The organism is Caloramator sp. CAR-1 (assembly GCF_030546345.1).
Classification (GTDB): Bacteria; Bacillota; Clostridia; order Clostridiales; family Caloramatoraceae; genus Caloramator; species Caloramator australicus.
Window position 1 is genome coordinate 83,047 of record NZ_JAUONW010000016.1, and the last position, 14,578, is coordinate 97,624.

Below are 14,578 nucleotides of genomic sequence, written 5' to 3' on the forward strand. Positions count from 1 at the left end.
GTAGTGGAATCGATGCATAAGTTGAGTAAGCCTGTAAGCCGAGTTCTGTTTTAGATGGTCATCTATCTAGGCCTACTGTTGCCAGCAGGCTCAAGCGACACTACCCGGGAGCACGCCGGGCCAGCGCATTTGCTCCCCTATTCGGTCTTGCTCCAGGTGGGGTTTACAGAGCCACACTGTCGCCAGTGTGCTGGTGAGCTCTTACCTCACCTTTCCACCCTTACCAGGCAGCATAAGCTGCTCTCACCAATCCAAGGGATTGGATCTGGCGGTATATCTCTGTTGCACTTTCCTTGGAGTCGCCTCCACTGGGTATTACCCAGCACCCTGCCCTATGGAGCTCGGACTTTCCTCTCCCGCTGAATGCGGCAGCGACCATCCGGCTTACTCAACAATTATTCATTTGACTTTCAAGCACAAGTTATATAATATCATCTTTTTGTTATATTGTCCATAATAATTTTTTTCAAAGACAAGTAAAATTTTCTTTTATAACACCGCAAATGGATTTTTATTAGTTTCCGTTAAAATACATTCAACATCAAAGCTTTTTTTAATTATATCCAATAAATATGGAACTGCTAAATATTCACTTGCAAAATGTCCTACATCTATAATATTTAAACCTAATTCAGAAGCTATAATAGCATCATGGTGCTTTATATCGCCTGTTACTAATACATCACATCCTTTATTTAAAGCGTCTCTAATAAAGGATGAGCCGCTTCCCCCTACTATTCCTATCCTTTTAATCTTTTTATCTAAATTACCTACTATTCGCACATTATCAACATTAAATTTTTGCTTTATTAAATTGATAAACTCTTTTAACCTAATTTCTCCTTTTAAATTTCCCACTCTTCCTGTTCCCTGCTTTAAAGAATTTTGTAAAGGATAAACATCATAGGCTACCTCTTCATAAGGATGAGCTTTTATCATAGATGATATAACCCTATTTAAGTCCTTTTCTTTAACAATAGTTTCTATCCTTACTTCTTCAACATATTCTATTTTATTTTTTTCTCCTATAAAGGGATTTGAACCCTCCAAAGGCATAAACGTTCCTTGCCCCTCTACATTAAAAGAACAATAGCTATAATTTCCAATGTGACCTGCTCCTTCAGTCAATATTGCATTTCTAACCACATCAGCATGGAACTTAGGAACAAAAACAACAATTTTAAAAAGTTTTATTTCCTTATGGGGCGACAATATCTCGATATCTTCTAACTCTAAAAGCTTGGCTAAAAAATCATTCAATCCTTTCTCTGCATTATCAAAATTAGTATGAACTGCATATATGTTAATATCGTTTTTTATTGCCTTTATAATTATACTGCCAATATATTCATCTGTCTTAATTTTTTTTAAAGGTGTAAAAATTAAAGGATGATGGGAAATTATCATATCACATCCTAGTTTTATGGCTTCATCTAAGGTATCCCTTGTAACATCTAACGTAAATAATATTTTGTTTATGTTTTTATCTTTATCTCCTATTAACAAACCAACATTATCATAATCCTCCGCAAGAGAAGGGGGAAACATTTTTTCTAAGTAGTCTATAATATTTTTAGCACTTACATCCATTCTCCCACTTCCTTAAACTCTAATAATAATTGATTTAATTCATTATATCTTTTATTATCCTTTGGAACTGATCTTAAAATTTCTTCTAAATTTTTTATTTTATAATTAATAAATTCTCTTAAAACTGGATGTTTCTTTTGAATTAAAATTTTCCCAGTATAATAAAACACTTCTTTTTCATAAGGAGGTTCACTACCATTTGATACCTTTAATATATGATAAAACTTTTCATCTTCTTTTACTATATCCTCATCAATTATTCTAAAATCATTTTCATTCAAATATTTCCTTAATATTTCTGGATATTGCATGGGCTGTAGGACTAATATGTTCGTTGATCTAACAATTTCTTTGCCTTCCTCTAATATTTTTACGATTAAGTTTCCGCCCATTCCAGCTATTAAGATTGTGTCCGCCTCTCCTTTTTGAAGTGGCTCTAGCCCATCCCCTATCCTGGTCTGTATCTTATCTAAAACCCTATATTTTTTAAAATTCTTAATAGCAATTTCTAAGGGACCTTTATTAATATCTGTTGCAATACCTCTTTTACAAAGCCCTTTGTTAATACAATGCACAAGAATATAGCCATGGTCTGTTCCTATATCGGCTATGCAATCGGAATTGGGAAGCATATCCACTATATGTCTTAATCTTTCAGATAAAATCATGTTTCACCTCCAATTATGCACCCTTTTCTTTATCCTTCACTACATACGGCAAATCCATAACGAAATTATAAAAGTCCATATAATTACCTTCAAAGTCAGCAAAATATTTTATGTTCTTTTTATTTAATATGTTATCTTTTATTAAAAAAGTCTTTACTCCAATTTTTGAGGCAATCAAATCCTCCTCAACATCATTACCTACCATTAAGCATTCCTGGGGTTTTTTGTTTATTATGCCTAAAATTTCTTCATAATACTTTATATTTGGTTTACAATAGTGCATAACTTCAAAGGATGTTATAAATATAAAATCCCTTTCATCAAGTCCTGCCCACCTTAATCTTTCGATTATGGCTTCCTTGGGGAAAATGGCATTTGTTGCAACTACCAAATCATATCCTTTTTCTTTTAAAATATCAATGGATTTAACAATGTGTTCTTGGGGCTTAAAATGTTCACCGATAGTTTTATACTCATTTTTATAAAAATCATCAATAATGCTTTCTACTACTTCATATTTTATTTTGGAGTATTCTGTAAATTTTTCCATAAATACCTGTTTATTAGTCCTATTAAAGTCTGAGTTCCTAATCATATCAAAGGTTGCATCTAAAACAAATTTAACTGTATGCTCAGGAGACAAAAAATTTTTCAATTTAAAGCAAAGTCTTTTAAAATATTCCTTTTCAAAAATATCCATATCCATGGGCAATAAAGTTCCATCTAAGTCAAACAATATTGTATTCATAATACCCCTCCGTTTACCACTAAAAAATTACGGCTTACAATATGTAAGCCTAATCTAAATAATCCTTTAGTTTTTTGCTTCTGCTTGGATGTCGTAATTTTCTAAGAGCTTTTGCCTCGATTTGTCTTATTCTTTCGCGTGTAACTTTGAATTCTTTTCCTACCTCTTCTAATGTTCTTGCACGGCCATCATCTAAACCAAATCTTAATCTCAATACCTTTTCTTCCCTTGGAGTTAAAGTATCTAAAACATCCATAAGTTGTTCCCTAAGCATCGTATACGCTGCAGCTTCAGCAGGCGCAGGTGCATCCTCATCAGGGATAAAATCGCCAAGATGGCTATCTTCTTCCTCCCCAATTGGTGTTTCAAGAGATACAGGTTCTTGAGCTATTTTCATTATTTCTCTAACCTTATCAACTTCCATATTTAATTCCTTTGCAACCTCCTCTGGAGAAGGTGCTCTACCTAATTCCTGCAATAGCTGTCTTTCTACTCTTATCAATTTATTTATAGTTTCTACCATATGAACAGGAATTCTTATTGTCCTTGCCTGGTCAGCAATTGCCCTTGTTATAGCCTGCCTAATCCACCAGGTAGCATAAGTAGAAAACTTATAGCCTTTCCTATAGTCAAATTTTTCCACAGCCTTTAAAAGTCCAAGATTTCCCTCCTGTATTAAGTCAAGGAATAACATTCCTCTTCCAACATACCTTTTTGCAATGCTTACTACTAGCCTTAAATTAGCTTCTGCTAGTTTTTTCTTTGCCTCTTGATCTCCCTGTTCGATTCTTTTTGCAAGCTCAATCTCTTCTTCTGCAGAAAGAAGAGGAACCTTTCCAATTTCTTTTAAATACATCCTTACAGGGTCATCGATACTAATCCCTTCAGGTAAAGTTAAATCAAGATCTTCCTCTAATAATTGTTCTGGGTTAAAGTCATCCATATCATCGATAACTTCAATACCCATAGATTCAAGTATTTCATATACCTTCTCTATTTGTTCTGGAGATAATTCAACATTTTCCAATGAATCCATTATTTCTTTATATGTCAAAACCCCATTCTTTTTACCCTTTTCAATCAATTGCTTTACTATAGACATTCTTTTATTGTTAGCTTCGTTCTTTTGATTATCCTTTTTCATAATTTCAACCTCCCTTCAAAACCTAAAGCAACGATAATTGCCTCTTCAGTTCTTCCAATTGCCTAGTCAAGTTAAGAAGATCATTAAAATCATTGGATCTTTCTTTTTCTTTTATTTTTAATTTAATATTTTCAATTTGTCGTTCTATCTTAGTCCTTTTTAAAGTTCTTATAAGTCCTTCTACTGTCTCAAAATCCATTTCAGTCAAATCTTCTTCAGCAAAGATTAAAGCCACATCCTGAATTTCATTTTGTTCTTCAAAATGTTTTATTATGTCATTAACTTCCTTTAATCCATTTTCCAAAATTAACGTAGCAACCTTTTTATATGAAGGAGTTATAAAATCCTCCCTATTAACCTTTTGTAGAATATATTCCTTTATATCATCATCCTTTAAAATTAACATCAATAGTTTTCTCTCTGCCTTCTTATATCCAGGTTCCATGAAAGTATTTCCACCAATATTATTATTTCTATTCCCATAATTGTTATTCCAATTATTAGTTTTCATATTTTTGACTTTATTTAATTGGTCTAAAATAACCTGAATACTTATTCCCGTTAGTTCATAAATTTTTGCTGCATAGGAATGAACCTCAACTTCATTATTTAATATTTTTAATATGTCAATAACTTCTTTTATAAAATTGCTTCTATCTCTGGGGTCATCAAGATTTTTATTTTCTTTAGAAGCATAAATCAAATGTTCTATTGCAGTAAGAGATTTTTCAATTAGCTTTTTAAATTCTCCAACCCCAAAGGTATTTATAAATTCGTCTGGGTCCTTCCCCCTTGGAATATTTATTATTTTAACATTTAATCCTTCTGAATGAAGAACTTCAATTCCTCGCAATGTCGCAGTCCTACCAGCTGCATCTGAATCATAACAAAGATAAACTGTATTGCAATATCTTTTTATAAGCCTTGCCTGTTCCTTAGTTAGAGCAGTTCCTAAGGTGGCTACTGTATTTTCTATTCCATGTTGGTGAAGTTTAATACAATCCATATAGCCTTCAACTAAGATAAGTGCATCTGGAGTCCCCTTTTTCAGAACAAAATTTAATGCATATAAATTAGTCCCTTTTTTAAAGACCGGTGTTTCAGGTGAGTTCAAATACTTTGGCTTTGAATCATCAAGAACTCTCCCTCCAAAACCTATTACTCTCCCCTTATGGTCAAAAACCGGGAACATTATCCTATTTCTAAATCTATCATATATTCTATTTTCTTTTTGAGAAACCAGTCCTGCCTTAATTAATAATTTTTCATCGTATCCTTTTTTCTTAAAAAAATTAATTAGCCCATCATATGAATCTATGCTATATCCAAGACCAAATTTCTGAATTGTCTTTATATCCAGTCCTCTATTTAACAGATATTTAATCTTTTCGCTATTTTGTTTTAAATTATTATAAAAGAACCTCGCAGCCTGAATATTTATTTCATAAATTTTTTCAATTTCAGTATCCTTATTTGAGCTAGTATCAAGAGTTATATTTACTCTATCAGCTAAAAATCTTATGGCATCAATATAATCGAGGTTTCTAATTTTCATTATAAATCCAACAACATTACCTGCGGCTCCACAGCCAAAACAATGAAATAGCTGTTTGTCAGGTGAAACACTTAAAGAGGGTCCTTTATCATTATGAAAGGGGCATACCCCCATAAAATTTCTTCCAACCCTTTTTAAGCTTACATATTCAGAAATAACATCGACTATATCATTCTTTTGCATTATATTATCAATTACTTGTTCTGGAATACGCATAGAAGCATCACCTGACATATTAATATTATTTTTCTACATCGAACATCAAAATTCCTTCTTATGAATATCTAATTTTATAGTTTTCTTTGACACAAATAAATAATATTCGACATAAAAAATAAAATTCCTGCTAGTTAAAAAAATTTTTTAAAATTTTATTTGCCAAGGCATAGGGATAAAAATCTTCGTAAATTCATGAATAGCATATCTATCAGTCATACCTGCTACATAGTCCAAAACAGTTCTTTCTAAACCATAGATATCGATTTTGTCATAATATTCTTTTGGCATTGAATTTGGATTATCCATATAATGAATAAACAATTCTTTAATTAGGTTTTTTGCCTTATCTTCTTCCTTTTTTGCCTCTGATGCAATATAGACGTTATCAAACATGAATTGTCTAAGTTCCCACGTTGCTTCGCCGACTTCACCTGTTAATTTTATTTCACCGTATTTTAAAGCATGTTCAATCACAGCTGTAATCATTTTATTTATTCTTTCTGAATGTCCCTTCCCTAAAACTTTAATGCATTCTTTTGGCAGATCCTCCACTGTTAATATTCCTGCCCTAACTGCATCATCTATATCATGATTTATATATGCTATCTTGTCAGCCAATTTAACAACCTTTCCTTCATTTGTTTGAGGAATAAGTTCTCCTGAATGACACAATATTCCATCCCTAACTTCGTGCGTAAGATTAAGACCGTTTTCCTTCTCAAGATAGTCCACTACTCTTAAACTATGTTCATTATGTTTAAAGCCTGTTGATGAAATTTTATTGAGTGCATCCTCCCCCGTATGACCAAAGGGCGTATGTCCAAGATCATGCCCTAAGGCAATGGCCTCCGTCAGGTCTTCGTTTAATCTGATTGCCCTTGCTATGGTTCTGGCAATCTGGGCAACCTCTAATGTATGAGTTAATCTAGTCCTATAGTGGTCACCCTCCGGTGCAATAAAAACCTGTGTTTTATGCTTAAGGCGTCTGAAGGCTTTAGAATGTATAATTCTATCTCTATCTCTTTGAAAATCAGTTCTAACTTTACACTTTTCTTCTTTTTTTATTCTTCCTTTAGTATTTTTACTTAAAGTAGCTAATGGTGATAATATTTTCTCTTCCAGCTGCTCATATTGTTCCCTCAAATTCATAGTATCACCTACACAAATATTTTTTATTATATATATTCTACATATTTGTCAAGAAACCTTCTTTTAAATATATAAAAATTAAATCATTTTTTTTAGATATTTCTTTAAATTACTTTAAAATTCTCAGTATTATTCATTATGTCAATTTTATCCTGTTTTTATTCAAAAAAGCACTTCTAATTAACATAATCCCTCTTGTCATTTCATATAATTCAATTGAAATATTAAAATGGTGATAGTATGGAAAATATTAGCTCTGTTGAAAGAGCGATTTATGAAAAGGATATAATAATAAATAAAATATTATCTAATTACAACATTGAAGTTTATTCAATAGAAAACATAAAAATAAAAGAAACTGACAAAGAACGAGCTGTATATAAAATAGCTACAAATAAAGGTGACAAATGCTTGAAAAAGGTTTATTATGATGAGAAAACACTCCTTTTCATATATTCAGTTATTGAATGGTTAAACATAAAGGGCATCTTAGCCCCAAGATTTATATCAACCAAAAAGGGATTAAAATATGTTAATTACCAAGGTAACCTATTTATTTTAACCGATTGGATAGATGGCCGAAAATGTGATTATGATAATATTGATGACATAAAAAAAATATCTGAAAATCTTGCTAAACTCCATAAGTCCTCTAAGGGTTTTTTCCCTATAGAGGGAAGCAAGCTTTTAATCAACGATAAAGACTATTTTAAAAGCTACAATAAGCATTTTAAACAGTTAATAGAATGTGCAAATCTTGCATATAAGATTAAGGACAAATTTTCCAAAATTTTTTTGGATAGTTTTGATTACTATTTAAATTGCGCAAGGGAAAGTCTTTATATTTTGTCTAGCCTTGATTTCAATAATTTAGGTGATGAAATCAGCAATGGAGCTATATGTCATCTTGACTATGTAAACAAAAACTTAATTTTTACTCCCGATGATAAAGTTTATGTAATTGATTTTGATAAAACTCGCATTGATTGTCCTGTTCATGATATAAGCAGCTTTTTGCACAGAATATTAAAGCGAAAAAAAACTGCCTGGGATTTTAGTATTTTTGAAACTGCAATAAATAATTATCAAAATGTAAGAAAATTAAATAAAAATGAAATGATAGCTATTTATGCATTCCTTTTATTCCCCAAAAAACTTTGGAAGGTTTCAAAGGATTATTATAAAAATATTAAATATTGCAATAAAGGACAATACATTGATGAATTAAAATCAGTTGTCAAATACAGACAAAACCATCAGGAGTTTTCTTTAAAAGTAGAAGAATTTATAGAAAAAAATTTTAGGGGGTAAGTAAAACCCCCTAAAATTTTTATCTTCTTGGATTTTTAACTTGTGCTTGTGCTGCAGCGAGTCTTGCAATCGGAACTCTAAATGGTGAGCATGATACGTAGTCAAGTCCTATATTATGGCAGAATTCAATTGATGATGGATCACCACCGTGCTCACCGCATATACCGAGCTTTAGATCCTTTCTTGTTCCTCTTCCAAGTTCAGCAGCCATCTTTACAAGCTTACCAACGCCAGTTGTATCAAGTTTAGCAAATGGATCGAATTCAAATATCTTCTTATCATAGTAGTCATTCAAGAACTTACCAGCGTCATCTCTTGAGAATCCGAATGTCATCTGAGTTAAGTCATTAGTTCCGAAGGAGAAGAATTCAGCTTCTTTTGCAATTTCATCTGCAGTTAATGCTGCTCTTGGAATTTCAATCATTGTTCCAACCTTGTATTCAAGCTTTACTCCTTCTCTTTCGATTATTTCATTAGCAGTCTTTACTATAACATCCTTTACATATTTTAATTCCTTAAGTTCACCTACAAGTGGTATCATTATTTCTGGAACTATATCCCAGCCTTTTCTTCTCTTTACATCAATAGCTGCTTCGATTATAGCTCTTGTTTGCATTTCTGCAATTTCTGGATAAGTTACAGCAAGTCTACATCCTCTGTGGCCTAGCATTGGGTTGAATTCCTTTAAGCTTTCAACTGTTGCCTTTAACTCTTCAAAAGTTATTCCCATATTTTCTGCAAGGGCTTTAATGTCTTCATCTTCATGTGGTAAGAATTCATGTAATGGTGGATCAAGAAGTCTTATTGTAACAGGTCTTCCTTCCATCGCTTCATAAATTCCAATGAAGTCTTCTCTTTGCATTGGTAAGAGCTTATCAAGGGCCTTTCTTCTTTGTTCTTCACTCTTTGCAACAATCATTTCTCTAACTGCTGGGATTCTATCTTCTTCAAAGAACATGTGTTCAGTTCTGCAAAGACCTATACCCTCAGCTCCAAACTTAACTGCTTGAGCTGCATCCCTTGGAGTATCAGCATTTGTTCTAACCTTTAGTGTTCTTATTTCATCAGCCCACTTCATGAATGTTTCAAAGTATCCTGTAATTTGTGGCTCAACAGTCTTAATCTTTTGTCCATATACATTTCCTGTGCTACCATCTATTGAAATGTAGTCGCCTTCGTTTATTCTTAAATCTCCAACTGTGAAATACTTGCCTTCTTCGTTAATCTTGATGTCTCCGCAACCAGCTACGCAGCATTTACCCATTCCTCTAGCAACAACCGCAGCATGGGATGTCATACCACCTCTTGCAGTTAAGATACCTTCAGCAGCTACCATTCCTTCGATATCTTCTGGTGAAGTTTCAATTCTTACAAGAACAACCTTTTCACCCTTTGCTGCAGCTTCCTTTGCTTCTTCAGCTGTGAAATATACCTTACCGCAAGCAGCTCCAGGTGAAGCTGGAAGTCCCTTTGCAATTGGCTTTGCTGCTTTAAGTTCAGCTTGATCAAACATTGGGTGAAGTAATTGATCTAATTGCTTTGCGTCAACCTTAAGCATTGCTTCTTCTTTTGTTATTAAACCTTCTTCAACAAGGTCAACAGCAATCTTCAATGCAGCTTGAGCTGTTCTCTTTCCATTTCTTGTTTGTAGGAAGTAAAGTTTTCCTTGTTCAATTGTAAATTCCATATCTTGCATGTCTTTATAATGTTTTTCAAGAAGATGTGCAATTCTTTCGAATTCTGCATATACTTCTGGCATTAATTCCTTTAATTGATCTATGCTTTGTGGTGTTCTAATACCTGCAACAACGTCTTCACCTTGAGCATTTAATAAGAATTCACCAAATATCTTGTTTTCACCTGTTGCTGGGTTTCTTGTAAATGCAACACCAGTTCCTGAAGTTTCACCCATATTACCAAATACCATTGTTTGAACGTTAACTGCTGTTCCCCAATCGCTTGGAATGTCGTTAAGTCTTCTATAAACAATAGCTCTTGGATTATTCCATGATCTGAAAACTGCCTTTACAGCTTCTAAAAGTTGCATTTTAGGATCCTGTGGGAAATCTTCGCCCTTTTCATTTCTATATAATTCTTTAAATCTTCTTACAACTTCCTTTAAATTTTCAGCAGTTAAATCTGTATCAAACTTTGCACCGTTTTCTTCTTTTACTTGGTCTAATATATGTTCGAATTTATTCTTATCGATTTGCATAACAACATCGCTGAACATTGTTATAAATCTTCTGTAGCTGTCGTATGCAAATCTTTCGTTGTTTGTTAACTTTGCAATACCTTCTACAGTTTCATCGTTTAATCCAAGATTAAGTATTGTGTCCATCATACCTGGCATTGAAGCTCTAGCACCTGATCTTACTGAAACAAGTAATGGATTTGATGGATCGCCAAATTTCTTTCCTGTAATATTTTCAAGCTTATGTAGTGTTTCAAAAATTTCTTCTACTATTTCATCTGCTATTTTTTGACCATCTTCATAGTATCTTGTGCAGGCTTCTGTTGTCACAGTAAAACCTGGTGGAACAGGAAGTCCTATGTTTGTCATTTCTGCAAGATTAGCACCTTTTCCACCTAAAAGATTTTTCATACTAGCGTTACCTTCATGAAATAGGTAAACGTATTTTTTCTTTTCCATTCCTCCTACCTCCTAATACAAATTTTGTCACCATAGGGACAAGTTATGTCCCAGATATGTATAAAATAACAATCCAAACCTCAAGCTATTCCTTACCAAGTTCTACAAAAAGCCTTGTAATGGTAGTTTTAGAGACTTTACCAGTTATTTTATACATTTCTTTACCATCTTCAGTTTTTACCTTTTCAACAACTGGTAGGCTGTCGATTTCATGTTCAATAATTCTTCTTGCAGCTTCATATGCACTTTCATTATCAGTTATTGTTATAATATTAGGCATTCTTGTCATAATTATACCTACAGGAACTTTGTGTATATCTGTATTACCAAGGGTAATTTTTAAAAAATCCTTTCTTGAAACAGCACCAGTTAAATATCCCTTATTCTCTACAAATAAAGTCCCTGTATCATTAATAAAAAGCTGAATTATTGAATCATAAATCGACATATCCTCTGAAACTACCGTAGGTTTGGATTTTATTTCTCCAACTGTTATTTCCTTAATTGATTTATACTTTAATGTATTTTGGCCTTTCTTTGAATAAACGTAACCTACTTTAGGGCGCGCCTCTAAAATTCCCGTCATAGTTAAGATTGCTAAATCAGGCCTTAAGGCCGCTCTTGTTAAGTTGAGTTTCTCAGCAATTTGTTCGCTTGTTATGGGCTGATTTTTTTTTACTATTTCTATAATTTCTTCTTGACGTTTTGTAAGTTTTATAAAAATCACCTCTGTGCAAAGTTTTATTTATTAATATTATATATTGACAGAGGAATCAAGACAATAGTAAATATTCTATTATCTTTACAATTATCCAAATAATTCTAATAGAAAGTATTATCAATTCATAAATATTTTATTACATTAGACAAATATTTTCAATATTTTTAATCAAAATTTAATGAATAAGCCTATCGGCTTATTCATTTTCATCTTTACTTTCTTCATCATTTTTGAATTTTTCATTAAATGTGTTTTTAAAATCATCAACAGTATCCTTTATATTTTCCTTTACCTCCTCAACTTTTTCTTTAACTATATCTTCAACGACTTCTACCCTTCCATCTGGTCTTTCTATTTCTATTTTTATTTTGGATACTACAGCTGTTATTGCTCCAACTGCTATCAATAATGGATTAAATAAACTTACTGCACCTGCAGCTATCCCAGCAGTAACAGGGATATCGATTAACACTCTATCGTCTTTTTTCACTTTTATCCTGTTAACATTTCCTTTTCTTATAATTTCCCTTATAGTCTCCACTAAATCGTTGCTAAATTCTGAAATTTGTGCCCCTAATTTTTTCTGATTCTGCTCAATATAAATCAAAGAATCGATCACATTACCATTGTGTTTTTCAAGAATTTCCTTTGCCTCAGCATATCCTATACCTGTCCTTTGCCTTAAAATGTCTATTTTTTCAAGAGTTATCTCTTCCATTTAGCTCATCTCCCTTTCAAATCTTTTATTAAATTTAAAGATTTAATTTCCCTATCAATATGATGTTTAAAATAGTCCTCCATAATCTCAATAAATTTTTCTAATATAATACTATCATATTTAATATTCCTCAATTCCTCTATTTTTATGTTTCTAATTTGTTTTAAAAATTTAACCTCATTATCACTTAATAAAATATTTTCTACTGATTTAACTGCACAATTACTGCACAATAAGCCTCCCTCTGTAATATTAAAGTATCTTAAATTTGTTTTTGATCTACATTTAATGCATTGGCTTACTATTGGCTGATATCCCGCAAAACTTAAAACTTTATATTCAAACGTAAGTTTTAGCAAATCTAAATTTATATCTTCATTATAAAGCATGTAAAGAGATTTTAATAACAATCCTAACATAAAAACATTTTTTACTTCCCTTTCATTTAAAACATCAATTAGTTCCAACATATAACTTCCATAGGCTAACCTATCCAAATCCATTATAATTCTTTGAAAAGACTCGATTATACTACTTTGATTTAAAGTATATAAATTCTTACCTTTATAAACTAAATATCTACTATAGCAAAAAGGCAATGTGGAGGATGCAATTGGACTTTTAGGTCTCCTTGCTCCATGGGCAACTACATCGATTTTCCCTAATTTGTCTGTAAATATGGTGATGATCTTGTCGGTTTCAGCAAGAGGCATTTCCTTCAAGACAACTCCTTGTAGGTTTATTAACGACAAAATCATCACCCCCTAATAAATCTATTGATATCCTAAAGTTTTTAAAACCGATGGACTGTCTCTCCAATCCTTCTTAACCTTTACCCATAGCTCAAGGAAAACTTTACTTCCCAAAAGTCTTTCTATTTCTACGCGGGCACTTGTTCCTACTTTTTTTAGCATTTGTCCATTTCTCCCGATTATTATAGCCTTGTGAGTCTCTTTTTCGCAATAGATAGTTGCATTAATATTAACGATACCCTTTTCATCATCAGCCTTCATTGATACAACTTCAACCGCAGTGCCGTGAGGTACTTCTTCCTTTAAATTATGCAATAATTTTTCCCTTATTATTTCAGATACAATAAATTTTTCTGGCTGATCCGTTATCATATCAGCTGGGAAATACTGAGGTCCTTCAGGTAATAATGAAACTATTATATTTAATAGTCTATCGGTGTTATCACCCTTTAATGCAGATATTGGAACTATTTCCTTAAAATCATATAATTTTGAATAAGTATCTATAGTTTTTGCCAATATTTCCTTTGATACTGTATCAACTTTATTAATCACTAAAATTATTGGAGTTTTAACTGTGCTTAATTGGTTTATTATATGTAAATCTCCTTCATTAGGCTTTTCGGATGGGTTGATCAAAAAAAGAACAATATCAACCTCATTCAATGTTTCCTTTGCTACCTTAACCATATATTCCCCAAGCCTTGTTCTAGGTTTGTGTATTCCTGGCGTATCCAAAAATATAATTTGATAATTATCCCTTGTCATTATCGCCTGAATCTTATTTCTTGTTGTTTGAGGTTTGTTAGAAATTATTGAAATTTTTTCGCCTAAATAATGATTTAACAAAGTAGACTTGCCAACGTTAGGTCTTCCTATAATAGTAACAAAGCCAGATCTAAATTGGCTCATTTACATACCTCCTTCCATATCATCCGAGGAAAAGGCATAGGGCAATAACTCATTTAACTTAAACACCTTATACTCTCCTTTATTATTTGATACTATAACATCAATATCTAGTCCAAATTCCGACATAACCTGCCTACAGATTCCACATGGAAATGTTAAATTAGGACTATCGCTTGTTATAGCAATGGCTCTAAACTTGTTATAGCCTTCTGAAATCGCCTTAAATAAAGCAGTTCTTTCTGCACAAACTGTGCCACCATATGAAGCATTTTCTATATTGCATCCAGTAAAAATCTTTCCTTCTTCAGTCAAGAGCGCTGCTCCAACACGAAAATTTGAATATGGAACATAAGCATTTTCCTTAGACTTATTTGCTATTTCTACTAGTTCTTTATATTCCATTTATATTCCTCCTACAAATTATTTCTAATGATATTT

13 protein-coding genes and 1 other RNA gene are annotated in these 14,578 nt (G+C 32.3%); 1 reads left to right on the forward strand and 13 read right to left on the reverse strand.

All coding sequences use genetic code 11. The annotated features are described in order from the left end of the window. Positions 1–18: 18 nt before the first annotated feature. The 7 genes from rnpB to Q3V94_RS05105 all read right to left on the reverse strand — a co-directional run bounded on the left by rnpB (position 19) and on the right by Q3V94_RS05105 (position 7,073). Positions 19–391: RNase P RNA component class A (gene rnpB, locus Q3V94_RS05075), an RNA gene on the reverse strand. 98 nt (positions 392–489) lie between these two features. Beyond that, positions 490–1,590, reverse strand: a complete 1,101-nt coding sequence (locus tag Q3V94_RS05080; protein WP_303525692.1) for a Nif3-like dinuclear metal center hexameric protein — start codon at positions 1,588–1,590, stop codon at positions 490–492. Next, complete coding sequence (locus Q3V94_RS05085) at positions 1,581–2,258, reverse strand: class I SAM-dependent methyltransferase (protein ID WP_303525695.1); 678 nt, start codon at positions 2,256–2,258, stop codon at positions 1,581–1,583. The genes Q3V94_RS05080 and Q3V94_RS05085 overlap by 10 nt, the downstream gene beginning before the upstream one ends. A 13-nt stretch (positions 2,259–2,271) precedes the next feature. Further along, the gene (locus Q3V94_RS05090; RefSeq protein WP_303525698.1) at positions 2,272–3,006 is read right to left on the reverse strand and encodes an HAD family hydrolase; all 735 of its coding nucleotides are present in this window, start codon (positions 3,004–3,006) and stop codon (positions 2,272–2,274) included. A gap of 49 nt (positions 3,007–3,055) precedes the next feature. Further along, the gene (gene rpoD, locus Q3V94_RS05095; protein WP_008908400.1) at positions 3,056–4,150 is read right to left on the reverse strand and encodes an RNA polymerase sigma factor RpoD; all 1,095 of its coding nucleotides are present in this window, start codon (positions 4,148–4,150) and stop codon (positions 3,056–3,058) included. A 22-nt stretch (positions 4,151–4,172) separates the two neighbouring features. Then, the gene (gene dnaG, locus Q3V94_RS05100) at positions 4,173–5,939 is read right to left on the reverse strand and encodes a DNA primase (RefSeq protein WP_303525702.1); all 1,767 of its coding nucleotides are present in this window, start codon (positions 5,937–5,939) and stop codon (positions 4,173–4,175) included. Between the two features lie 129 nt (positions 5,940–6,068). Next, positions 6,069–7,073: a deoxyguanosinetriphosphate triphosphohydrolase gene (locus Q3V94_RS05105; protein ID WP_303525705.1), complete on the reverse strand. Its 1,005-nt coding sequence runs from the start codon at positions 7,071–7,073 to the stop codon at positions 6,069–6,071. A 240-nt stretch (positions 7,074–7,313) separates the two neighbouring features. Between Q3V94_RS05105 and Q3V94_RS05110 the strand changes: the two genes are divergently transcribed. Next, the gene (locus Q3V94_RS05110; RefSeq protein ID WP_303525707.1) at positions 7,314–8,384 is read left to right on the forward strand and encodes a CotS family spore coat protein; all 1,071 of its coding nucleotides are present in this window, start codon (positions 7,314–7,316) and stop codon (positions 8,382–8,384) included. A 19-nt stretch (positions 8,385–8,403) separates the two neighbouring features. Here Q3V94_RS05110 and ppdK read toward each other — a convergent pair whose 3' ends face one another. The 6 genes from ppdK to cdd all read right to left on the reverse strand — a co-directional run bounded on the left by ppdK (position 8,404) and on the right by cdd (position 14,542). Continuing rightward, positions 8,404–11,037, reverse strand: coding sequence for a pyruvate, phosphate dikinase (ppdK, locus tag Q3V94_RS05115; protein WP_303525709.1), 2,634 nt, complete (start codon positions 11,035–11,037; stop codon positions 8,404–8,406). A gap of 85 nt (positions 11,038–11,122) precedes the next feature. Then, positions 11,123–11,755 carry a helix-turn-helix transcriptional regulator gene (locus Q3V94_RS05120; protein ID WP_202801036.1) on the reverse strand — a complete coding sequence of 211 codons (633 nt, stop codon included), beginning with the start codon at positions 11,753–11,755 and terminating at the stop codon, positions 11,123–11,125. Between the two features lie 199 nt (positions 11,756–11,954). Continuing rightward, positions 11,955–12,476, reverse strand: coding sequence for a DUF4342 domain-containing protein (locus Q3V94_RS05125; RefSeq protein ID WP_303525711.1), 522 nt, complete (start codon positions 12,474–12,476; stop codon positions 11,955–11,957). Between the two features lie 5 nt (positions 12,477–12,481). Further along, positions 12,482–13,228 (reverse strand): DNA repair protein RecO, encoded by a 747-nt coding sequence (gene recO, locus Q3V94_RS05130; protein WP_274767849.1) that lies wholly within the window; start codon positions 13,226–13,228, stop codon positions 12,482–12,484. A gap of 21 nt (positions 13,229–13,249) precedes the next feature. Then, positions 13,250–14,140 (reverse strand): GTPase Era, encoded by an 891-nt coding sequence (era, locus tag Q3V94_RS05135; protein WP_303525714.1) that lies wholly within the window; start codon positions 14,138–14,140, stop codon positions 13,250–13,252. After that, a complete protein-coding gene (gene cdd, locus Q3V94_RS05140; protein WP_008907873.1) occupies positions 14,141–14,542 on the reverse strand; it encodes a cytidine deaminase in 402 nt (133 codons plus the stop codon). It lies immediately after the preceding gene. Positions 14,543–14,578: the final 36 nt, after the last annotated feature.